Origin of the sequence: Micromonospora sp. NPDC048170, assembly GCF_040652795.1 — a bacterium.
In the GTDB taxonomy this organism is placed as follows: domain Bacteria; phylum Actinomycetota; class Actinomycetes; order Mycobacteriales; family Micromonosporaceae; genus Micromonospora.
Window position 1 is genome coordinate 60,128 of the sequence record NZ_JBEZMR010000001.1, and the last position, 21,707, is coordinate 81,834.

16 protein-coding genes, 2 tRNA genes and 2 pseudogenes are annotated in these 21,707 nt (G+C 68.7%); 10 read left to right on the plus strand and 10 right to left on the minus strand.

Annotation, left to right across the window (positions count from 1 at the left end; all coding sequences use genetic code 11):
• Positions 1-11: 11 nt before the first annotated feature.
• Positions 12-1,775 carry an ABC transporter ATP-binding protein gene (locus AB0D32_RS00165; RefSeq protein ID WP_357082340.1) on the minus strand — a complete coding sequence of 588 codons (1,764 nt, stop codon included), beginning with the start codon at positions 1,773-1,775 and terminating at the stop codon, positions 12-14.
• Between the two features lie 250 nt (positions 1,776-2,025).
• Here AB0D32_RS00165 and AB0D32_RS00170 point away from each other — a divergent pair, with 250 nt between their 5' ends.
• Entirely contained in the window at positions 2,026-3,276 is a 1,251-nt protein-coding gene (locus AB0D32_RS00170) for a helix-turn-helix transcriptional regulator (RefSeq protein WP_357082343.1), read from the plus strand.
• Between the two features lie 304 nt (positions 3,277-3,580).
• Here AB0D32_RS00170 and AB0D32_RS00175 read toward each other — a convergent pair whose 3' ends face one another.
• Positions 3,581-4,531: an N-acetylmuramoyl-L-alanine amidase gene (locus AB0D32_RS00175; protein WP_357084130.1), complete on the minus strand. Its 951-nt coding sequence runs from the start codon at positions 4,529-4,531 to the stop codon at positions 3,581-3,583.
• 914 nt (positions 4,532-5,445) lie between these two features.
• On the opposite strand from AB0D32_RS00175, the gene AB0D32_RS00180 reads away from it, so the two are divergent.
• Positions 5,446-6,051, plus strand: coding sequence for a YdeI/OmpD-associated family protein (locus tag AB0D32_RS00180; RefSeq protein WP_357082346.1), 606 nt, complete (start codon positions 5,446-5,448; stop codon positions 6,049-6,051).
• Between the two features lie 65 nt (positions 6,052-6,116).
• On the opposite strand, the pseudogene AB0D32_RS00185 reads toward AB0D32_RS00180, so the two are convergent.
• Positions 6,117-6,224, minus strand: a pseudogene (locus tag AB0D32_RS00185) (IS30 family transposase); the annotation flags it as partial.
• Between the two features lie 42 nt (positions 6,225-6,266).
• Here AB0D32_RS00185 and AB0D32_RS00190 point away from each other — a divergent pair.
• Both AB0D32_RS00190 and AB0D32_RS00195 read left to right on the plus strand, forming a co-directional pair.
• A complete protein-coding gene (locus AB0D32_RS00190) occupies positions 6,267-6,914 on the plus strand; it encodes a CU044_2847 family protein (protein WP_357082349.1) in 648 nt (215 codons plus the stop codon).
• Positions 6,915-6,946: 32 nt separating this feature from the next.
• On the plus strand, positions 6,947-11,287 hold the full coding sequence (locus tag AB0D32_RS00195; protein WP_357082352.1) for a trypsin-like peptidase domain-containing protein: 4,341 nt from the start codon (positions 6,947-6,949) through the stop codon (positions 11,285-11,287).
• 545 nt (positions 11,288-11,832) lie between these two features.
• Here the strand turns inward: AB0D32_RS00195 and AB0D32_RS00200 are convergent.
• Positions 11,833-13,077 carry a hypothetical protein gene (locus AB0D32_RS00200; RefSeq protein ID WP_357082355.1) on the minus strand — a complete coding sequence of 415 codons (1,245 nt, stop codon included), beginning with the start codon at positions 13,075-13,077 and terminating at the stop codon, positions 11,833-11,835.
• A 314-nt stretch (positions 13,078-13,391) separates the two neighbouring features.
• Here AB0D32_RS00200 and AB0D32_RS00205 point away from each other — a divergent pair, with 314 nt between their 5' ends.
• The 4 genes and pseudogenes from AB0D32_RS00205 to AB0D32_RS00220 all read left to right on the plus strand — a co-directional run bounded on the left by AB0D32_RS00205 (position 13,392) and on the right by AB0D32_RS00220 (position 15,705).
• A complete protein-coding gene (locus AB0D32_RS00205; RefSeq protein WP_357082358.1) occupies positions 13,392-14,147 on the plus strand; it encodes a DUF429 domain-containing protein in 756 nt (251 codons plus the stop codon).
• Between the two features lie 13 nt (positions 14,148-14,160).
• Positions 14,161-14,451, plus strand: a complete 291-nt coding sequence (locus AB0D32_RS00210) for a DUF6361 family protein (protein WP_357082360.1) — start codon at positions 14,161-14,163, stop codon at positions 14,449-14,451.
• Positions 14,402-15,133 (plus strand): annotated as a pseudogene (locus tag AB0D32_RS00215) (hypothetical protein); the annotation flags it as partial. The gene AB0D32_RS00210 and the pseudogene AB0D32_RS00215, both read left to right, overlap by 50 nt.
• Positions 15,130-15,705, plus strand: coding sequence for a flavoprotein (locus AB0D32_RS00220; protein WP_357082363.1), 576 nt, complete (start codon positions 15,130-15,132; stop codon positions 15,703-15,705). The pseudogene AB0D32_RS00215 and the gene AB0D32_RS00220, both read left to right, overlap by 4 nt.
• Positions 15,706-15,743: 38 nt before the next feature.
• Here the strand turns inward: AB0D32_RS00220 and AB0D32_RS00225 are convergent, their stop codons facing one another.
• The 4 genes from AB0D32_RS00225 to AB0D32_RS00240 form a co-directional block, all read right to left on the minus strand.
• Positions 15,744-16,514: a DeoR family transcriptional regulator gene (locus AB0D32_RS00225; RefSeq protein ID WP_357082366.1), complete on the minus strand. Its 771-nt coding sequence runs from the start codon at positions 16,512-16,514 to the stop codon at positions 15,744-15,746.
• Positions 16,515-16,931: 417 nt separating this feature from the next.
• Entirely contained in the window at positions 16,932-17,171 is a 240-nt protein-coding gene (locus AB0D32_RS00230; RefSeq protein WP_357082369.1) for a hypothetical protein, read from the minus strand.
• A gap of 150 nt (positions 17,172-17,321) precedes the next feature.
• On the minus strand, positions 17,322-17,531 hold the full coding sequence (locus tag AB0D32_RS00235) for a hypothetical protein (RefSeq protein ID WP_357082372.1): 210 nt from the start codon (positions 17,529-17,531) through the stop codon (positions 17,322-17,324).
• 295 nt (positions 17,532-17,826) lie between these two features.
• Positions 17,827-17,902 (minus strand) — tRNA-Lys (locus tag AB0D32_RS00240).
• Between the two features lie 185 nt (positions 17,903-18,087).
• Between AB0D32_RS00240 and AB0D32_RS00245 the strand changes: the two genes are divergently transcribed.
• Together AB0D32_RS00245 and AB0D32_RS00250 are read left to right on the plus strand one after the other, a co-directional pair.
• Positions 18,088-19,353, plus strand: coding sequence for an Ig-like domain-containing protein (locus tag AB0D32_RS00245; protein WP_357082375.1), 1,266 nt, complete (start codon positions 18,088-18,090; stop codon positions 19,351-19,353).
• A 199-nt stretch (positions 19,354-19,552) separates the two neighbouring features.
• A complete protein-coding gene (locus AB0D32_RS00250; protein WP_357082378.1) occupies positions 19,553-20,848 on the plus strand; it encodes an Ig-like domain-containing protein in 1,296 nt (431 codons plus the stop codon).
• Positions 20,849-20,898: 50 nt separating this feature from the next.
• Here the strand turns inward: AB0D32_RS00250 and AB0D32_RS00255 are convergent.
• Positions 20,899-20,971: transfer RNA gene (locus tag AB0D32_RS00255), tRNA-His, on the minus strand.
• Positions 20,972-21,068: 97 nt separating this feature from the next.
• On the minus strand, positions 21,069-21,659 hold the full coding sequence (orn, locus tag AB0D32_RS00260; RefSeq protein WP_357082381.1) for an oligoribonuclease: 591 nt from the start codon (positions 21,657-21,659) through the stop codon (positions 21,069-21,071).
• Between the last annotated feature and the right edge of the window lie 48 nt (positions 21,660-21,707).

Sequence of the window (21,707 nt, forward strand, 5' to 3'; positions counted from 1 at the left end):
TGCGCAGTGGATCAGGAGGCTGGAACCGTGCGTCGGACGGAGCCGGGCTCCGCGTCGAGCAGCTGCGTCATCGCCAGGCTTCGGTAGAGGTCGTCGGAGTCGATCAGTTCCGTGTGGGTGCCGCGGGCCCGGATCCGGCCTGCGTCGAGGAGCAGGATCTGCCGGGCCATGGTCACCGTGGAGAGCCGGTGCGCGATGATCAACACGGTGCTGACCCGCGCCACCTCGGCGATCGCGTCGCGCAGGCTCAGCTCGTTGAGCCCGTCCAGGGCGGAGGTCGCCTCGTCCAACAGCAGCACCCGGGGACGGCGCAACAGGGCCCTGGCAATGGCGATGCGTTGCCGTTCCCCGCCGGAGAGGTTCATCCCCCGGTGCCCGACCAGGGTGTCCAGACCGTCGGGGAGCCGACCGACGAGGTCGTTCAGCCGGGTCTGTTCCAGGGCCTCGGCGAGCTGGGCGGCGGAGGCGTCCGGCGCGGCGAAGAGGAGGTTCTCCCGGAGGGTCCCGGACAGCACGGGCGCGTCCTGCTCCACGTACCCCAGGTCCGCGCGCAACTGCGGGATGGACAGGTCGCGGACGTCGCGGCCCGCGAACTCCACCACCCCGGAGTCCGCCTCGTAGAAGCGTTCCAGCAGGGCGAACACCGTCGACTTGCCGGCACCGGACGGGCCGACCAGCGCGGTCATCCCACCGACAGGCACCTCGAAGTCCACTCCGGACAGGACGTCCGGCCCGTCGGGGGCGTACCGGAACCGGACCGCGCGGAAGGCGACGGCGACGTCGGCGGACCGGCCGCCACCGGGGTAGCCGTCGAAAGCGCCGTTCGGAACGACGCCGGCCGGGGCACCTCGTCCGGTGCCGATGGCGGGCGTCCGGTCGTCCGGCTCGGCGGAGAGCGCGTCGACCTCCTCGATGCGGCGTACGGCGGCCATCCCGGCCTGTACCCCGCTGGCCCCCTGCACCAGCTGGTTGATCGGCGAGAACAGGTAGAACAGGTACATCAGGAAGGCGATCAACGACGACACCGGCAGGCTGCCGTCGGCCACCCGGGCGCCACCGACCCCGAACACGGCGAGGAAGGAGAGCTGGACGACCAGTCCGGACGCGGAGCTGGCGACGGCGCTCCATCGGGCGGCGGTGATCCCCTCGTCGCGGGCCGTCTCGACCGCCCGGTGCATCACCCTCGCCTCGCGCTGCTCCGCGCCGTTGGCCTTGATGGTGCGCAGCGCGCCGAGAGCGCGTTCCAGGTGGCCGCCGATGTCGCCGAGGGCATCCTGTGCCCGCCGGTTCGCCGCGCCCTGGCGTGGCAGGACCAGGGCGGTGGCCCCGCCGACCACCAGCATCACCACGGCCACCACGCCGAACAGGACCGGGTCCAGGTACGCCATGAACCCGACCATTCCGAGCAGGACGACCGTCCCGAGCAGCAGGTCCACCAGGTCGTTGGTGGTCGCGTGACGCAGCAGCGTGGTGTCGGCGGTGACCCGGGAGATCAGGTCACCGGGTGGCGTGGTGTTGAACGCGCCGACCCGCAGCCGCAGCAGCCGGGTGACCAGGCCGGACCGGACGTCACGGACGATCTCCTCGGCGGTCCGGTCGATCAGGTACCGGCCCCCTGCGGCGACGGCGGCACCGGCGAGCACGATCCCGCAGAGCAGGACGCTCAGCCCCAGGATCGGTCGCCCCGAGCCCAACCGGTCGACGAACTCCCTTGCCAACAGTGGTGTCGCCAGGGCCGTGGCGCCGCCGACGGAGCTCACCAGCGTGCCGAGCAACAGGACCCGACGGTGCGGACGAACGTACCTCAGCAATAGCCGGAAAGCGGACGTGGCAGGCGGTTTGGCGGCCATAAGAGTTCGCGAGCCCCCTTCCGGAAAATCGACAGAGAGTGGCTACACTTTCTCCCGGCCACGCGAGGTGGAGCCAGATAACCGACCGTTAATAAGGCATCAATTTGGGGGCACGGCCTTGACGGAGGAACCGAGAAGCGACGCATCCACAGCAGACGCTTCACTCGCCGGCCTCGTGCGCGCTTTACGCAGGCGGGCCCTACTCACGCAGGAAGAACTTGCCGACATATCCCAGCTGAGCGTGGGCACGATTCGCGGTCTCGAGACCGGCCGGATCCGGCAGCCACACACCGGCACACTCCGCAAACTGACCGACGCACTCACCCTCAGTAACGAGGAGGCGCGGGCGTTGGCCGTGACGTCACGGGTGCTCCCGACACGGATCGTGACGAAGCCGGATACCGGACCGGTGCCGGCACAACTTCCCGCCAGCATCCCTTCGTTCGTCGGGCGGACGGAGCCGATGTGGCGGCTCGACACCCACCTCACCCCGGGAGACGGCGCGACGGTCACCCAGGCGATCGTGGGCAGCGCCGGCATCGGCAAGACGACCCTGGCCGTCCACTGGGCCCATCGGGTGCGCCGCCAGTTCCCCGACGGCCAGATCCATCTCAACCTGCGCGGATTCGACCCGCACCAGAGCCCGCTGACGACCTGCGCCGCCCTGCACAACCTCCTCGCGGCCCTGCACTGCCCACCGCACCTGGTGCCGGCGAACCCGGACGCGCAGGTCGGCCTCTACCGGAGCCTGATGGCCGGACGCCGGATGCTGATCCTGCTGGACAACGCCCGGGACGCCCAGCAGGTCCGCCCCCTGCTGCCGGGGTCGGCCGGTTCGCTGGTCCTGGTGACCAGCCGAGACCGACTTTCCGGCCTGGTCACGGCCGACGGCGCCGGCCTGCTGACACTGCCTCGCATGCCGCTGGTCGAGGCCCGGGAGCTGCTCGCCCGCCGCCTCGGCGTCCAGCGGGCAGCCGCCGACCACTGGGCGCTCGACGAGATCATCGAACACTGCGACCGGCTGCCCCTGGCGCTGGCGAGCGCGGCCACCTTCGCGAACCGGCACCCCGAAGCCTCGCTCGGCCACCTCGCCGCGCAGCTGCGCAACCCGCACCAGCGGCTGGACATCCTCTCCGGCAGCGATCCGGCGACGAACATCCGGTCGGTGTTCTCCTGGTCGTACACGACGCTCTCGCCGGAGGCCGCCCGGCTGTTCCGACTGTTGACCCGCCATCGAGAGGAGGAAATCACGGCGAAAAAGGCTGCCGCCCTCGCCCTGCTCTCTCCTGCCGAGGCGCATCAATTGCTGAGCGAACTGGCACGGTTGCATCTGATCGAGGATCGGGGACCCGACCGTTACGTACTACACGGATTGCTGCGCGCCTACGGCGAGGAGTTGACATACCCGGCGCTGCGGGCGTCATAGTTTCTGTGATCACACATCTGACCACAACGGAGGCCAGTTTCTCCATTAAAGCGGACCTGGCCGCCGCCGAACGCAATTCCGAGTGATTGTCGGCGCGGAGTTCGCACGCACGTCGCCCCGTACTCCCTCGTTCGCCGACCGCTCGTGGCGCGTGCTCGGCCCCCGAAGTCGACACACCGACGGCTCCCGGCGGCCCCGGACGGCGGCGACGCCACCGCTGGTCGATCCCGGGGATGCAAGGAAGGGCCCCCTGCCATACAAATCCGATGGCAGGGGACCCTTCCTAACCCACAGCGTTGCCGCGCTACACGCGGGTGATGCGGATCGCGTCGGCGATCACGTAGCCGGTGTTACCGGACCACCGGCTGACTCCCACCTTGTTGGCGTCCCCGGCGGCGAGGGTGAAGTTGCCCAGCGAGCGCCATCCACCGCCGTTGGTCGTCTGGTTCATGTAGACCGTCTGGTTGCCGCTGCTGGTCGCCACGATGTACGGCGTGGTGGTGTTGTAGCCGGCGACGGCCGGATACCAGACCTCCACCCGGTAGGTGGCGGTGGCCGGGATGTTCACCTTGTACCAGGCCGTGTCGCTGGCCGAGACCGGGTTGGCGTAGCGGTAGTCGGCGCCGTACCGCTGCGACGAGTACGTCGAGGTGGCCCAGTTGGCGCTCGCGGTGAACCGGCCGGCGGTGGTGTTGTCCACGATCGTCGACCAGGAGGTCGGCGGAGGCGTGGTGGTGCCGGTGACGAGCTGCATGTAGTAGGTCCAGTTCCAGTTCGGACCCGGGTCGGTGTGCGTGGCGCCCGGCACCTGGTTGTGACCGATGATGTTGTTGCGGGTCTTCGGGATGCCGTACTTGTCGCACAGGTACCGCGTCAGCGCGGCCGACGACCGGTACATGGCGTCGGTGTACCAGGAGGCGTTGTTGACGTAGCCCTCGTGCTCCAGGCCGATCGACTGGGTGTTGTAGGTCCAGTTGCCGGCGTGCCAGGCGATGTCCTTGTCGCGCACCATCTGGGTCACCGCGCCGTCCGAGGAGCGGAGCAGGTAGTGCGCGCTGGTGCCGGCGGCGGCGTTCTGGAACCAGCTGATCGACCCGGAGTAGCTGCCCTGCATGGTGTGGATGACGATGTAGTTGATCGGGTACGCCGACTCGCGGCTGGAGACCGTGTAGTTGGCCGAGTTCGCCGGCACCCAGGCCGCCGGGCCGTAGTCGGTGCTCTGGATGCCGAAGTCGGCGGTGCCCAGCGGCGCCACGTCGGCGTACTCGCCTCGCTGGGGCGCGACCGGACGGCCGTCCACGGTGACCTGGCCGGTGGCCGTGGTCGCGTTGAAACCGCTGGCGAGCAGGTCGTAGACGGCGTCGGCGTACAGCCGGGCGGTGGCCTTGTCGGACGATCCGCCGTAGCGGGCGATCAGGCCGTACCACTGGTTGACGTCGTCGCGCTGCGCCGCGGTGAGCCCGGCCTGGTCGGCGTACGAGCGGAGCACCGCCGCCGCGCCGGCGACGTTCGCCGCGTCACGGGTACGCAGTTCGGCGCGGTCCAGTCGGGCTCGCTGCACGGCCTCGTCGAGGGTTCGCACCTTCGGGTTGCTGGTCAGGTGCATCACGCCGTACCCGCCGGAGGCGCTGGGCTCGCCGTTGTGGCCGTCCAGTCGGGTCTCCGCGTACCCGAGCGCGGCGAGCAGGTCGCGCGGCACGTCGGAGCGGGCCGCCGCCTGGTCGAAGGCGGCTGCGAGCGTCTCTCCGCCCCGCTGCGGTGCGGCCTGGGCTGGCTGGCTGGTCAGTCCGATCATCAGGATCATCGCGCCGCCGAGCAGTTGGCTCACCCGACGCGAGGGTCTCCGAACAGTCACCGTCACTCCTCGTCGACTACAAAGGGCGACTGTGAACATGTCGCCCGGGTGGCCGCACCATATAGCGCGACATCCGTCTATGTCGAGAGCTTGCATCGAGTTCGATGGCGCCGAAGGATTCCTTCACAGGCCGGACATCAGGCGGCGCGGCCTCGCCGGACCCACACGGCGGTCACCCGGCACATCGGCATCCGGGGCAGCGACTCCCTCCCGAGCTGCACACGCAACGGTCGAAGACGGGCCGGTGAGGTCCCGCGAGTCGGGTGAGCCAAAGGCCGGGGCTACGGCCACCGCGCAGCGGTTAGTCTGCCGTCATGGCGAGCGCCGAGCTGGAAGAGTTGGTCGTCGCGGACGCCGACGCGCTGCGCGCGTGGTTGTCGGCCCACCACGCCACGTCGTCCGGCGTCTGGCTCGCCCTGACCAGGAAGGGCGGCACCGTCACGACGCTGACCTGGCAGCAGGCGGTCGACGAGGCCCTGTGCTTCGGCTGGATCGACGGGCAGGCCCGTAAACGGGATCAGGAAAGCTCCTGGATCCGGTTCACCCCTCGCCGGCCCCGCAGCTCCTGGTCACAACGCAACGTCGCCCACGTGGCCCGGCTGGAGTCGCAGGGGCTGATGTTGCCCCCGGGCCGCGCCGTGGTGGAAGCCGCGAAGGCGGACGGGCGGTGGGCGGCCGCCTACGCCCCACCGTCGGAAGCCGAGGTGCCGGCCGACCTCCTCGCCGCCATCGCCGCCAACCCCGCTGCCCAGGCCATGTTCGACGTACTCACCAAGACCAACCGGTTCGCTCTCATCCACCGCGTCAACGCCGTCAAACGGGCACAGACCCGCGAGCGGAAGATCGGTGAGTTCGTCGCCATGCTCGCCCGCCACGAGACGATCTACCCACAAAAGGCCAAGCCTCCGAACTCGCCGTAACCGGCATCCGTTGCGGGTCGGCTGTTCGGAGCGGCAGCGATGGCGTCGTGGCCTTTGCCCCTGTGTCGCGATAGGTCGGCGCCCTTTGGGAAGTACTGGCGTAGCGGGCCGTTCGCGTCGCGCTGCCAGGGGTTGTGCGGGTCGCAGAAGCAGATGTCGACGCCGGTATCCAGGTTCAGTCACGCATAGCGGACTCGCCGTACCAGTGAGAGAGAGTGCTGGTGATCGCCAAGACGGCGAGGCACCACATCATGATTGCCGGACCCGCCCTGCCGAGCACGCCAGGTGCGACGACTGCCGTGGTGCGAAACAGCAGCGTCCCCCGCCGCCTCACCTGCGCGGACCTGCGAATTTCCACCGCGGATCGGTTGGCGGGGCCTGGTGAGACGCGGGCCAGCCGAACCACGGTGGAGACATGCGATCCGGAAAGGATTCAGAAGACCTCTCGGCTTCTTGCGTTCGTCGACAATGCTAGCTTCGGACACCGGATGCCATCGAAGGGATTTTATAAAGTGGCGTTCTATGTTGAGGTGCCCCTGCCCGACGGCTCGGTGGTGCTCGCCGAAGTGACCGAGCAGGTGGAGGGAGTTGTTTCGGCAGGTCGAGTAAGCGACGTGGTAGGTCGCGTGACCGAGCCATTCGAGGAGTCCTTTGCCCGGTTCCGCCTGATGGCCGCCGGGGTTGTGCGGGAGGCGTGGAACCAGACGCACTCGCCCGAGCGGGTGGCCGTCGAGTTGGGCGTCAAGGTGACTGCCAAGGGCAAGTTGGTGTTGGCCGAAACCGGAGTCGAGGGGCAGTTGAAGGTCCTCTTCGAATGGCAGCGTAGCGAGGTCACGCCGAGGGGATCGGCTGACGACGAGTGAGCCGGCCAGCATCAGAGCACGATGGCCTGCCCATGCTCGACGGTGTTTCTGCATACCCGCTGCGTGCGTCGATCGTCCGTATCCTCGACGGGGACAGGGCTGGCGTAGGACTCGGTCTGCTGGTCGGTCCCTGCGAGGTGGTGACGTGTGCCCACGTCGTAGCTCGGGCCCTGGGGCTGCCGGAACGGCTTCCCGAGGCGTCGACGTCGGCGCCTGACGCTCCGGTTCTCCTGGAGTTCCCGCTACTTGGCCAGGACCGGTTTCTCACCGCACGGGTCGAGGTCTGGCAGCCGATCGCCGAAGACGAATCAGGGGACGTGGCGGGACTGCGACTGTACGGCACCCTGCCCGAGGGCGCTCATCCCACACCGTTGGCCCGCTCGGCCGGGGTGAGTGGTCACGGGTTCGTGGCGTACGGCAGCTCCGCGCGGGACGCGGCCGGCATCGGCACCTGGGTCGTCGGTGAGATTCGTGGTGTCGTCCGGCACGGCTGGCTTCAACTCGCACCCGACGCCACTGCGGACGCGCCACGGGTGGAGCCCGGATTCAGCGGCACGCCGCTCTGGGACCGCCACCGTGGCCAGGTCGTGGGCCTGGTGCGCGCGGTACGGCGGCATCGGGGCGTAGCGGTCGAGGGATTCGCTCTGCCCGCCGACACGGTGCTCACCGCGTGGCCACTGCTGGCCGACCAGGTCCGCGCTGCCTGTCCGTTCCGGATGCTCGCACCGTTCGAAGAGTCCGACGCTGGCAACTTCCACGGACGGGAACGGCTGATCGACCGGACCGTCGCGGCCGTCTTGGCCGGCCGCGTCTGCATGGTGAAAGGCGCGTCCGGAGCCGGCAAGACCTCACTGCTGCATGCTGGCATCCTGCCTTCCCTAAGGAGGCGGAACGGGTTCCTTCCGGTCGTGGTTCGCCCGGCGGCCCGCAGCGATCCGTGGCTGGCGCTCGCGGCGGCGCTGGAGCGGGTGGTTGCCCCCGAGCGGGAGCCGGCGGAAGCCCTGGAGGCGGAGGGAAGAGTCGCCGCGCTGCTCAGGGACGTGCCGCCCGAGGATTACGTCCACGGGGTGCTCGACCGACTCCAGTACAGCTGCCTGGTGCTCATCATCGATCAGTTCGAGGAGTTGTCGGCGGCGGATCCGACGAATGCCCGGCGCTTCCTCGCGATGCTGGTGCGCCTGGCCGAGGTCGGCGCGTCCCAGCGGCCGCCGGACGTCCGGTTGGTCATCGCCTCTCGCACCGACGTGATCGCCGATCTCACGGGCGTGCCCCCGGACGGTGACAGCTCCGCTCCCGTAGAAGGGCTCACCCGTGTGGCGCCCACCGTCGTCGACGTGACGCCGATGGACACGGAGGAACTGCACCGGGTGGTGACCGAGCCGGTCCGCACTGCCGGGACGGTGCGATACGAGCCAGCGCTGGCCGAGCGGATCATCGCCGATCTGCGCGACCAGCCGTACTGTCTTCCGGTGCTCCAGGCCACGCTGACGTACCTGTGGGAACGGCAGACCGTCGACGGACTGCTCACCCACGAGGCCTACCAGCAGAGTCAGCAGGGCGCTGGCCCGATCGCCCAGCACCTGGACGAGGTGTGGAGCCGTGACCTCGGTCCGCAGGAGCGCGAGCAGACGCGGCGTCTCGCTCTGCACCTCGCCGTGCCGCTGGAGGACGGTGGACATGCCCGCCGCATCGCCCACCGCGACGAACTCGACGTGGCCCAGTGGGAGCTGGCCCAGGTGCTTGCCACCACCCGGATGCTGGTACTGCGCGTCGCAGTCGACGGCAACGAGACGGTGGAGTTCACTCACGACGCCCTGATGGCCCAGTGGCCTCGTCTGGCCGGGTGGCTGGCCGAGTCGCAGGAGTTGCTCCGGTGGCGCAGCGAAGTGCGCCACCGGGTCCTCGCCTGGGCTGGTGACGCCGACGACCGACCCGCACTACTCGAAGGCACCGAGCTGCGCCGGGCCGAGGCGCTGATGAACGGGCATCAGTGCGACCTCAGCGTGCCGGAGCGGGAGTTCGTGGTGGCGAGCAGTCGCCTACGTCGCGCCGCCCGGACGGTGATGGCCGCGGTTCTCGCGGTCGTCCTGGTGCTGCTGTGCGGCGTGGTCGGGTCCACCGGCCTGTGGTGGTGGCGGGACCGGGCGAGTAAACAACAGGCTGCGACCGGGGCGGCCCACGGGCTTCTGGAGCGCGCGTCGTCCACCTGGCGCGGGCGTACCGGTGCGCTGGTGGCGGCTGATGCCTTCGCCCGGGCAGACACACCCAGGACCCGGGAAGCCCTGGCCGAGGCCTACCGCGGCTACCGGTACGTGCGGTCGGTGTCACCGCCCGCACGGAGCTGGCGTTCCGGGCACGAGATGCTCACCACCAGCGCCAACCAGGAGGCCCAACTGCTCTACGACGGCAGCATGGGCGGCGTGGAGGTGTGGCGCCTGGACACCTTGACCGCCGGCCGCCCGCCTCAGGTCGTCGTTCTGCCCACGAGGGCCAAGGCTGCTGCGATCAGCGGCGACGGACGCACCGTCGCGACCCTGACCGACAGCATCATGACCCTGTGGGACGCGACCAACGGGAAGCCGGTGGCCCGGCGTCCGCTGGCCCGGCCGGTGGCGGACCTCTTCACCGACCGCCCGGTTCGGCTTGCGCTCGACCACACCGGCACCAGCCTGGGGTACGTCGTGGGCGACATAGCAGGGGTGATCGACACCACCACCGGCGCCGACCGGGGCGAGCGGTCCCGCCTGCCGGTGAAGCCGCAGTCACGGCACGGTGCGTCGCTCCGCCTCGGCCCGGACGGTCGCCTCGGCGTCGTCGCATACGACGACAAGAACAGCTTCCGATACGGGCTGTTCCGCCCGTCCCGGGGGCCGGTGACCCCGATGGCGGCTGGCACCCAGGTCGTCGGCTCCCTTCCGGACAGCACCGAGCTCGTCCTGTGCCGTCCGCGCAAGGGGCGCGGCGGCTCCGTACAGCGGGTGGACTATCTGCTGCTGCACCTGGAGACAGGCCGCGAGCGGCCCCTGCTCGCCGACGTGCCTCGATCGGCGGATCCAAGCTACTGCGCCTACGCCGCGGTGGATCTGGCACACGGGGTCACCGCCCTTCTCGAGAACGGGCCGTTCGAAGAGGGCGGAAAGCGCTTTCGCTTGTTGGACGAGGCGGTGGAGATATGGGACCACCGTGCCCGTCGTCAGGTCGCCTCTTTCCCGGCACCCTTCTCCTACTTCGACGGGACCGACTCCCTACTGCGGCTACAGGTCGCCCCGGACGGCAGCGGCGTGCTGACCGTGAACAGTGACGGAGGGATCGCGGTGCTCGAGTTGCCCGCCGTCGGCTCTGTCGACTTCGCCCTGGCCTCCGCGCAGGCCGCGGCGTACGACCCGACAGGCGAGTTCATCGTGGTGCAGGGGCAAGACGGGGTGTTGAGCGCCTGGGATCGACGCACCGGCCAGCAACGGGCAGTGAGCACCGAGCGGGTGACGCCGGGCTGGACCACCAGCTGGGAGCTGCACCGCTCACTCGCCTTCAACGGCGACGGCACCCTGGTGGCCACCACGGGGAGCGCACCCGGCTCGCTCGCGCTCTGGGAGACCCGGACGATGCGGCGACTGGCGACAATCGCCCTGCCGCAATGCGGCGCGGCCACCGCCCTGTCCGGTCACCTGCCCTCGCTGAATTGGGCCTACTCGGCGGCGACGGTGGTCGCCATCTGCAACGGTACGGCCTCTGTGTGGGACGCCCGCACCGGCGCGCAACGCAGCGGACCGTTCCGAATCGCCGACAGCTACGTGCTTACGGCGCCCCATCCGACGCGGCCGGTGGTGTTCGTCCTGACGGCGCCAGACAACTTCATCGAGACGTGGAACCTTGCCACCGGCCGCCGCGAAGGGGGGTGGCAGCCGCTCGGTGATGATCGGGGGCGGTCGGCGTACGGGCTGGCCCTGCACCCGGACGGGGACCGCCTGGCGATCACCTACAGCGACGGTCCGCTACTGCTGCAGAGCACGGATGGCGGCCGGGACGTCCAACGCTTCGAGCTGAACGGAACCCGCCCGCACTGGTTCGCGATGCCGGGCCGGATCGCGCTGTCCACCGGCGAAAGCCTCGTGGTGCAGCGCACCGAGCCCGCGACGTTCTGGGACAGGCTACGCGGCGACGGAGCGGCACAGGTCGTCCTGCCAGCGGCGGGTACTCCCGAGCAGCTCGCCCCGAAGGGCGCAGAGATGCTCGTGTCCTACAACAACGCCGGCTGGGGACGCGTATCGACCGACCCTCGGAACTGGCACAAGCAGGTGTGCCGGGCACACGGCGGGGTTACCGAGGTCGATCGGGAGGACCTCGACCCGGTCGGTGCCGGTTCGCCTTGCTGACCGACGATCGACATACGACAAGCTACCTCGCGAGCGCCGCACATGACCTGACCTGGCGTCCACGGGACGACCGCACCGCGTCCAACATAGGCCTGGCCGGTCCAACGGCTCCCGAGCACCCGCCGAGCGACCGCCCGCCACCCGCGTACACGAAAAAGGCCCCGACCTGGTGTGAACCACCAGGCCAGAGCCCCTATTGCTGGTGCGCCACCAGGTACTCGAACCCGAACCCGCGGATTAAGAGCTTGGAATTGGTTCTGTCATTGCGTCCAGCCGGGTCGCGTGAGTCCATCTAATCGCGGTCAATCCCAAACCGTGCCTGAAGGCGTCCCGCTTACTCCACCAGATGCTGGCCCGTCCATTGCGCCGGAGCATCCACCGAGCACCCACGGGCACGCGCTGGCATGGGGTCTCGAGCCCCGGCGAGTGTGCGGTTCCGGGTCGCACGACCGCGCACCGCACCGGTGGTGTTTATATGTCCGGGCGCTCACAGAAAGGGTGGTTTGTTTCGCAAGCCACCCTCGACATCGGCATGTGAAAGATGTTCACGAGCAGCGGCACGACCCGAGTATCGAGATCCGCACGCCGCATGAAGGGCAGAGCGTCGCGTCTCGTGCGAAAACCTCGGGTGGCGTTCGATGCGTCACGGGCGGCGGAGCGGCAGCGGATTCCGCCTGGCGGGCCGAAGCCCCTTGCTGTAGCGCTTTGCGGGTTTTCGGGCCGATCCACTCTTTCTTGGTCTTGGCGCGGCGACGCTTAACGGCCGGGCTACCGGTACCAGGTACCGGATTGCCAGGCGGCGGAAGAATGCTCCTCACCAGGTCGGTCGACACGTTCGACCATCCCCTGTTGCGCAGGTAACGCGAGATCTCCCAGGTGGCCCACAGAGGACGAAGCGCATGAATATGAAGAACCACACGTCGAATCTCCTTGAGAGGAGGGAGCACCTCGACGGGTCTGGATTCCGCAGCGACCGCCGCCGCCTTGCGAGGCTTCGGTGTACGCTTGATTCGGGATTGCACCCGGCGTACCGCGAGAGAGATTTCTTTCGACGTCAGGCGAGCCCAACCGTCGCCCTTGCGATGAAGAATTTTCTGGACGGATTCCTGCGCCCTCGAGCGCAGAATCGCAGTAATCTCACTCTCAAGTTCACGAACCGACGGCTTCGGTGCGCGGCGAATGACTGCCGACGTCGCGATCACGTCCGCCTTGCCTCGTCGCCGTGCAGGCGGATTGGATTTGATGACGAGGGGTGCGGCGGAACGGTCAGGTCCGGCCATGGCTCGGTCCAGCCATGTGTCGGGCCCGCGATCGGGAGCCTCGTCGTCAGTCCTGTCACCCGCAGTGGACAAGCCACGACCGAGGTACCAGTCATTGATCGTGTGATGCCTGGCCACCGCGCCCCTTTCGAAGCAGCACTGGACTCCAGGATGCCAGTTATCGAGTGGGAAGTCATCCTTCCGCGCAACCGGGTCGTCGTAGATGTGAGCATCCTTCGCTTGCCCCGCGTTTGCGGAGCCAGGCCAGTTCGGCTGCGGTGACGTCGAATTTATGGTGGTGGTGGTGACCTGCGCGGGACAGCGCCCGCCACAGTTAGCCAGCCCACGCCCGAGATCGGGGCCGGCGTAGTGGGCGAGCAGCAGCAGCTTCTGCCGCTGCGCACCGACACGTTCGGTCTCCGGACAGACCCGGGCCCAGTAGGTGTACATGGCCGCCTTCAGTTCGCGCCGAATCAGCCAGGCAAACCGGGGCGAGGCACCGCGAGTGGCCCGGATGACCTTGGGAAACATCCAATCGGCAGTGATCAGTTACGCGGGCCGTTCATCGGAGCCGCGCGCCACAAGCACGACAGCGTTCCCACGCCGTAGATCCTGTCGAGCCGAGAGGCAAGGTTGATCTTTATTGACTCATACGACCCACCCTGGGGGCCACCTGCCGGCCATTCGACTCATGCAGGGACGCCGAGAACTTGGCGACGCAGGTCCTACCTACATGGAGAGGCCGTCCTGGCCCACCAAATCGGCAGCCGGATACGACTAAACGTCCTATAACGACCGGCGACCGAGCCATGTTGTACCGAGTGAACTGCACCTAGAGTGGTGCGGTGCTGACCCTCGGCGTCGACTTCGCAGCGGCGGATAAGCGTACGGCGATGGCCACTATCGAATGGCTGTCGGGCCGCGCGGTGGTGCGGGACCTGGTCCTCGACGTCAGCGACGGCCGGATCGTGAAGGCAGGCCAGGACGCGGACAAGATCGGGCTGGACTGCCCGCTCGGCTGGCCGGAACCCTTCATCGCGCTCGTCACAGCCCACCGGTCCGGCCACGTCACCGTCACCGACGGCGACGGTGCGCAGTGGCGGCGGCGCTTGGCCTACCGGCTGACGGACGAGGTGGTCCGTGAGGAAACCAGCATCATCCCACTCAGTGTGGCTGCGGACCGCATCGCTCATGCCGCCTTTCGCTGCGCCGGATTGCTGGCGATGTTCGCCGCCGCCGGACAGGACATCGACCGTTGCGGCGGCGGCAGGATCGTCGAGGTATACCCGGCCGCGGCCCTGTGCCGCTGGGGGTTGACGTACCGCGGTTACAAGGGCCGGGGTCAGAACGACCAGCAAGCCGATCTTGTGAGCGCACTCCGCAGGGCCGCGCCCTGGCTGGAGTTGGGTGCCTTCGAGGCGCTGTGCCGACGCAGCCATGACGCGTTCGACTCGGTGATCGCGGCGCTGAATGCGCGTGCCGCGGCGATCGACATGGCGACGCAGCCAGACGACGAGCAGCGAATGGTCGCACGTACCGAGGGCTGGATCGCACTGCCCACCGGTCCGCTCAGCGGCCTCATCAATGTCGCAGAAGCATGAGCGGAAGGCATTCATGGCCTCAGGATTGAGCTGGCTGGACAGCTCTCGCGACGACCAGCAGCGCGTTCGTGAGCTGCTCAAGCTCTTCAGTGACACGGAGAGCCGGGACGAGTTGGGCATCGGCCAGGTCCGGGACGCGTTCAGTGACCTACTGTTCCCTGGTACGTCGGTGCTTCAGAACCGGGCGCGGTACCTGCTGATGGTGCCCTGGTGTTATCAGGAGGCGCAGCGGCGTGGGCTACGCGGTGACCGCCTCCAGCGACATGTACCACGTCGTCGGCAGCGTGCTGCTCAAGGTCGGTGACAAGGGCATGGCTCTGGTTGCCGCTGAACGCAGCACCCGCGCCGCCTTGATCAGTCAAGACCCGGTGGCGATGGCCGCCAGCGCGCGGATCATGACCCACGCCCTTATGAGCAACGGCCACAACAATCAGGCACGGCAGCTTGCCGAACACGCGGCCGAGACCCTTCAACGTGGCACCCGGCTCGCCTCGACCGACGCAGTCGCCGTCTACGGCGCGCTGCTGCTGCGCGGTGCTATCGCCGCAGCCCGTGACGACAACCGAGACAGCGCACAAGTCATGCTCGACGAGGCCTCCCACGCCGCAGGACGACTCGGCTATGACGGCAACGACCGGTGGACCGGGTTCGGTGCCACAAACGTCCTGCTGCACCGCGTCAACATCGCGCTGGCCCTGGGCGACGCCGGCACCGCGATTGCTCTCGCCCGCAAGGTGCCGCTGGACAGGATCGACCTCGCCGAACGCAAGGCCTCCCTGTTCGTCGACGTGGCACGCGCCTACACGCAGTGGGATCGCTACGAGCACGGCCTGAACGCGCTACGCAGCGCGTATGAGGTGGCCCCACAGGAGATCCGGTGCCGGCCAGCGGTGCAGGGCATCGCCAGCGACCTGGCAGTCCTCACCCACGGGCACGTCCGTACCGCCGTCATCGACTTCGCCCAGCAAGCCGGGATCCACGTATGACTCGCCGCCACCTACAAATCGTCGTCTGCGCTGCCGGGCCCGCCGCAGACGTGACTCAACTGATCACCACCGCGACGCAACAGGCGTGGACAACGGCGGTCACCGCCACCCCCAGCGCCCTCGACTTCATCGACGCGGAAGCGATCGAGCGGCTGACCGGGTACCCGGTCCGGTCCACCTACCGGTCGTCCGATCGGACCCACCGCTCGCTCCCCGCAGCGGATGCGCTCATCATCGCCCCCGCCACCTACAACTCAGTCAACAAGATCGCCCTCGGCATCGCCGACAACTACGCGTTGACCGCAGTCGCCGAGTTGGTCGGCCGGCAGGTGCCGACCGTGGTCGTCCCGTTCGTCAACGCCGCCCTGGCCGCCCGCGCACCCTTCCAACGTGCCGTGGCGAACCTCCGTAGGGAGCGCGTCCGGGTCCTTCTCGGGACCGACGACGGATGGGAGCCGCACCCGCCCGGCGGCGGCAACAGCCGCCAGAAGGCATTCCCGTGGGCGACGGCGTTCGAAGCGGCGACACGGCTGGCCGGCGAGGTGCCGGCCGGCAGGACTGATCGCAGCTGACTCCAACGTGCAACGCAGCATCGGAGGCATGAGACGAATCAGGCTCCGAGGTCGGTCAGCCGCCGGGCCATGCCGTCCCCGGGCAGCCTCCACACCTGATCATTGGGCCAGTGCCGATACAGCATCTCCCTGGTGGTCACCGCAATCTGCGGTCGTAGCGGATCGCGGACCAGGTCGGTCAGCAGTTGCTCTTCCCGTTCGGTGTCCTGAGCGGTGATCAACACCGTCCCGACCGGCACCGCTCGGTGGCTACGCCGGTAGCCGGTCAGCAGCCCACTCAGTCCCGACGTCCGCTTCTCCTGCTCGGCGATGGCGTCGCCTACCGGGCCTCGGTCAACGTGCACCAGGAACCGCAGGCAGCGCCCGTCCTCGAACCAGACGCCGTAGCCGTCGGCACGCAGGTGGGCCAGGTCATGCTGGCGCAGCCGCGCCGAGGTTTCCATCGTCGCTAACCACTGGAATAGCTCGCAGGTCCCGGCATTCCGCCGCGACACCTCGACCAACGGCAGGAACAGCAGGGCATCCGCCGGGCTCGGATGCCGTCGGCCCAGTTGCAGAGGCACCGACCGCCCGGATGCCGCCAGCTCACGCCTGAGAAGTTCGGCTCCCTGCGCCGTGGCCGCGTACCACCAGGTGTGGGTGCGGTCCTCCGCCGAGCGATCGCGGCGCACCAGCCCCTCGTCGTGCAACCAGGCCAGGTCCCGGTGAGCCGTCAGCCGCGACACGTCACAGACCAGCGCCACATCCAGTGTCGACGCCGAACCGTGCTGCGCCAGGAACGACAGGATCCGCCACCGCCGCAGCGACAACCGCCGCACGGCCGTACGGTCGTTCATGTCCCGATGATCCCGCCGAACATCAACGGCTCATAGCCATTTCGAATCGGTCATCACGCAACGTGATGGGAGGTCCTTCGCCGCGAACGGCCACCAGGATCATCTGCAGCGGCGTCGGATGCCGTATGGACCGCCGAACGAAGCGCTGGCGCTCCCGCGGAGCTCCCTCACCCTTCTAATCGCGGTTTAGGGACAGATTTTGGAGATCACTGTTCAGCGAATCCACCGAAGAGCCGAGCATAATAACGTCTATAAGACACATAGTGGGCAACCTGTTGTTGATCTCTAAGCCACGCCGGCGTCAGAGCCGGCAGCCCCAGAAGCGGCGCCAAACGCCCGCGATCAAGTCAACGCCGAGGCATGCCTGAACCCGCCCGCCGTCACCCTCCGTCACAGATGATGATCCTTGTCAACGGAGAACGCTGACTCGACGATGGTCGCGGTCCCGGCCACTGGCCGCTGTTCATGCATCGTGATGACGTCGCCGGGCACGAGACGTTGCCACCGCTGCGGGTTCAACGGAGCCAGGCGGACCAGGGCTCTTCCGCCGGGCTGAAGATCTGGCAGCGACTCAACCCATATCCGCGCGACGTACAGGTCCGGGTCGCCCGCCGCCGTCACAGCGCCCATGTCCCACAGCGGACGGAGACGCCCGTCGCCCGGAATGGGAGTTCGCCTGCCGCCGGCGACGACCGGATCGACGAGCTGAAGGTCCGCGCGAACCACCCCGTGAACGACTTCAGCCCGACGCCAGTGGCACCACCGCTCGGTCCGGGACAGCTACATCATCCTGGCGGCCTCGGCGAGGAGTTCCCAGAAGGCGGTCTCGGTGCGGTATGCGTCGCCGAGTTCGACGAGGATGTCCAGCGCGATTTCCCACTCATCGTGGTCGAGGTACTCGTTCGCATCGGCCACTGTGATGCCGGCCTCACCCGTTACGGCCACGGGCACGTGACAGGCAGCTCGACGAAGAAGCTCGGGGACATCCACGGCATGGATCTTCCCGCATGATCCACAGGGCGCGCCCCGCCCGGGGAAGGGGCCAGAGCCAAGATCCGCCACGGGGAACCCCGGCGAACGTAACGACGTCTCGGCCGGCACCCCGGCTGCCGGCCGCGCGCCGCCCACGGTTTTGGGTGGCTTGTGTCCACGATCACGGCACCGCGTCCATGGCCTACCGGAACCGTCCAACCGCTCCCGAGCACCCGGCGAGCACCCAGCCATCGCCACGGACACGAAAAAGGCTCCGGCCGGGTGGAAACCACCAGGCCAGAGCCGTTATTGCTGGTGCGCCGCCAGGGACTCGAACCCCGAACCCGCGGATTAAGAGTCCGCTGCTCTGCCAGTTGAGCTAGCGGCGCTCGTTGGCAACGGAGAGAACATTAGCACCCCTCCGAGCGGGGTTCCAATCCGATCCCCGGCTCCCCCCTTCGGCCGAGCTTAACGGGCATCCAGGACAAAATCGCCAAGCGGACGGCGAGAGGGGGCGGACAGGAGGCGACGATGCGGCACGATGTGCGCCAGGTACGCGAGAACAGAGGTGGGGATGGGCATGTTCACGCGGGCCGGGGCGATGGTGGGCGCCCTCGGCCTGGTGGCGTCGCTGGCACTGACGGGCTGCGGCGCGGAGCAGAAGAAGAATGCGGAGTTCGTCGGCGGCACTACGCCGGCCACGTCCGGCGCATCCGGTGCGGCGGGCGAGCCCGGCACTCCGGCCGCGCCGAGTGGGCCGCCGCTGACGGTGAGCCCGGCCGACGGGGGGAAGAACAGGCCGGTCAGCTCCGAGATCAGCGCCGACCTGCCCGGCGGGAAGGTGTCCAGCGTCACGCTGGCCGCCGCCGACGGCAGTCAGGTCGAGGGGCGCCTGCGGGCCGACGGCTCGTCCTGGGTGCCGTCGAAGCCGCTGAAGTACGGGACCCGCTACACGGCCACGGTCACCGCCACCGGGGCCGACGGGGCGACGAGTCAAGGTACGAGCACCTTCACGACGATGGCGAAGCCCAAGTCGGTGATCAGCTCCGGCCTCTATCTCTTCGACGACAAGACCTACGGCGTGGCGATGCCGGTGGTCGCCGAGTTCCACCCGGGGATCCCGAAGAAGGACCGGGCCGCGGTGCAGAAGCGCATGTTCGTGCAGACCGATCCGCCGCAGCCGGGCGCCTGGCACTGGGTGGAGAACGGCACCCAGGCCTACTACCGCGCGCCGGAGTACTGGAAGCCCGGCACCACGCTCACCGTCCGGATCGCGCTTGCCGGCATCCCGCTGAGCAACGGCCGGTACGGCAACGTCGACCGCGCGGCGACCGGCAAGATCGGCCGGGCTTTCGAGATGAAGGTGGACAACGCCACGAAGAAGATGACGGTGTACGAGGACGGTCAGGTGATCCGCACCCTGCCGGTGAGCCTGGGCAAGAAGAAGACCCCGTCCTCCAGCGGCACGATGGTAGTGATGGAGAAGAAGGAGGCCACGGTCTTCGACACCCGCGACGACCCGGACCCGGCCAACCGCTACGTCACCGACATCGAGTTTGCCCAGCGGATCACCTGGGGCGGCGAGTACATCCACGCCGCGCCCTGGTCGGAGGGGCAGCAGGGCCGGGTGAACGTCTCGCACGGTTGCGTCAACATCTCCATGGCGAACGCCCGGTGGTTGTTCGGGAAGACCAAGGTGGGCGACCCGATCACCGTCGAGGGCACCGAGCGCAAGCTGGCGCCGGGCAACGGCTGGACGGCGTGGAGCCTGAGCTGGTCCGAGTTCGTCAAGGGCAGCGCTCTGCCGGTGCCCGAGGCAGGCGAGGGGTCGGCCTTCTGAGGCACGCCCCAGGGAGGATCCGAAGACGGCGACCGGCCCGCGGGGCGGTCGCCGTCTTCGTGGGTACGGGAAGCCCGGATTTTATCAACATCCGGACATCTCGCCTGGCGTGTTTCGGTTCACCCCGCGGAACGGGTACCTGCCCCGGTGCGTCAGTGAGAGACGATGGGCAACCGGGGACCACGACTGTGAGGAAAACATGCGAGCTGTCCAGGACCAGCTGATCCGGCGCGGAGGCGACCGGCGGGGTGGGCGACGCCGCGGGTTCGCGGCGGCGGCGCTCGCCGTGACGCTCGCGCTCGCCTCCGCCTGCACCGACGGCGGCGGGGGCAAGCCCTCGGGCTGGCAGAACGGCGATGACCAGCCCGCCGCGCCGAAGGCGGCGGCCACCATCGTCGAGCCCAAGGCCGACGCGAAGGACGTGCCCGCGTCGACCGGCATCACCTTCACCGCCACCGAGGCCCGGCAGACCGCCGTCGAGCTGAAGGACTCCGCCGGTGCGGCCGTCGAGGGCGAGTTGGCCGCCGACGGGAAGAGCTGGCTGCCCGCCGGCGCGCTGAAGTACGGCGAGACGTACACGGCGACGGTGACCGCGACCGGCGACGACGACCGGCCGGCCACGGCGACCAGCACCTTCACCACCATGGCGAAGCCCGGCAAGCAGGTCCGGGTCAGCAGCTTCCTGGGGGACGACCAGGTCGTCGGCGTGGGCATGCCGCTGATCGTCAAGTTCAGCCGGGCCATTCCTGAGGACTTCCGCGACGACGTGCAGAGCCGGATGACGGTGACCTCCACACCGGCGCAGGAGGGCGTCTGGCACTGGGTCAGCCCGACCGAGATCCGCTTCCGCCCGAAGGAGTTCTGGCAGGCGAACAGCACGGTCTCCTACCGGGTCCAGGCGGGCGGCCTGCCGCTGGGCGACGGCTGGTACGGCCGGGCGGACCTCACGGTCGGCATCAAGGTCGGCCCGGCGCTGGTCATGACGGTGGACAACAAGACCAAGCGGATGACCGTCACGAAGGACGGCTCTGTGATCAAGACCATCCCGGTCAGCCTCGGCAAGAAGAGCACCCCGTCCTCCAGCGGCACCATGGTGGTCACCGAGAAGCTGCGCAAGACGGTCTTCGACACCTTCGAGGAGCTGGGGCCCGAGGAGGGCTACCGCACGAAGATCGACTATGCCCAGCGGCTGACCTGGGGCGGCGAGTTCATCCACGCCGCGCCCTGGTCGGAGGGGCAGCAGGGTCGGGTGAACGTCTCGCACGGCTGCGTGAACGTCTCGATGGCCAACGGCGCCTGGCTGTTCGCCAACACCCGCGTCGGCGACCCCATCACGGTCAAGGGCACCGAGCGGAAGCTCCAGAACGGCAACGGCTGGACGGACTGGAACATGAGCTGGGAGCAGTACGTCAAGGGCAGCGCCCTGCCGTACGAGCCGTCGACCGGGGCCGCCCCGCAGGAGAGCGGCGAGCCCACGGTCACCCCGACCAGCTGAGCCCGCAACGCCGAAGGCCCCCTCCGCGCGGAGGGGGCCTTCGGTCAACGGGTGACTGATGGGAATTGAACCCACGACAACCGGGACCACAACCCGGTGCTCTGCCAACTGAGCTACAGCCACCATGCCTTCCACGCCCGGTTGATCGCCCCGGGCGGGGTGCGGACCAATAATAGCCTCATCCCCGCCCGCCGCGTCCAGCGGGTTCCGCCGGCCGGCTCTACAGCCCGGCGGCGATCGCCTTGGCGGTCTCCACGTCCGGCCCGGGCAGGGGCACGAAGACGGTCCGCCGGTAATACTCCAACTCCCGGATGCTCTCCCGGATGTCGGCCAGGGCCCGGTGGGCGAGCCCCTTCTGGGGCTGGCCGAAGTACACCCGCGGGTACCAGCGGCGGCACAGCTCCTTGATCGACGACACGTCGATCATCCGGTAGTGCAGGTGCGCGTCGAGGCGGGGCATGTCGCGGGTGATGAAGCCCCGGTCGGTGGCGATCGAGTTGCCGCAGAGCGGGGCGGTGCGCGGATCCTTCACGTGCCTCGCCACGTAGTCCAGGACCATCTGCTCGGCCTCGGCGAGGGTCACCGTCGAGCGCCGGACCTCCTCGGTCAGCCCCGACTTGGCGTGCATCGTCGCCACGATCTCCGGCATCGCCTCCAGCGCCGCATCGTCGGCGTGGATCACCACGTCGACGCCGTCCCCGAGCACGTTGAGGTCCGGGTCGGTGACGAGCGCGGCGACCTCGATCAGCTTGTCCCTGCCGAGGTCCAACCCGGTCATCTCACAGTCGATCCAGACGAGAAGATCAGCCACCGGGACAGCCTACGCGCAGCGCGTCCGGCCGCGCGCCCGCGCACCGAG

Coding starts and splice junctions, on each gene's coding strand:
- AB0D32_RS00180 (WP_357082346.1), top strand. CDS start 5,446: ATGGCGAGCGCCGAGCTGGAAGAGTTGGTCGTCGCGGACGCCGACGCG.
- AB0D32_RS00195 (WP_357082352.1), top strand. CDS start 6,947: ATGCTCGACGGTGTTTCTGCATACCCGCTGCGTGCGTCGATCGTCCGT.
- AB0D32_RS00200 (WP_357082355.1), bottom strand. CDS start 13,077: ATGTTTCCCAAGGTCATCCGGGCCACTCGCGGTGCCTCGCCCCGGTTT.
- AB0D32_RS00210 (WP_357082360.1), top strand. CDS start 14,161: ATGGCCTCAGGATTGAGCTGGCTGGACAGCTCTCGCGACGACCAGCAG.
- AB0D32_RS00220 (WP_357082363.1), top strand. CDS start 15,130: ATGACTCGCCGCCACCTACAAATCGTCGTCTGCGCTGCCGGGCCCGCC.
- AB0D32_RS00230 (WP_357082369.1), bottom strand. CDS start 17,171: ATGGGCGCTGTGACGGCGGCGGGCGACCCGGACCTGTACGTCGCGCGG.
- AB0D32_RS00245 (WP_357082375.1), top strand. CDS start 18,088: ATGGGCATGTTCACGCGGGCCGGGGCGATGGTGGGCGCCCTCGGCCTG.
- AB0D32_RS00250 (WP_357082378.1), top strand. CDS start 19,553: ATGCGAGCTGTCCAGGACCAGCTGATCCGGCGCGGAGGCGACCGGCGG.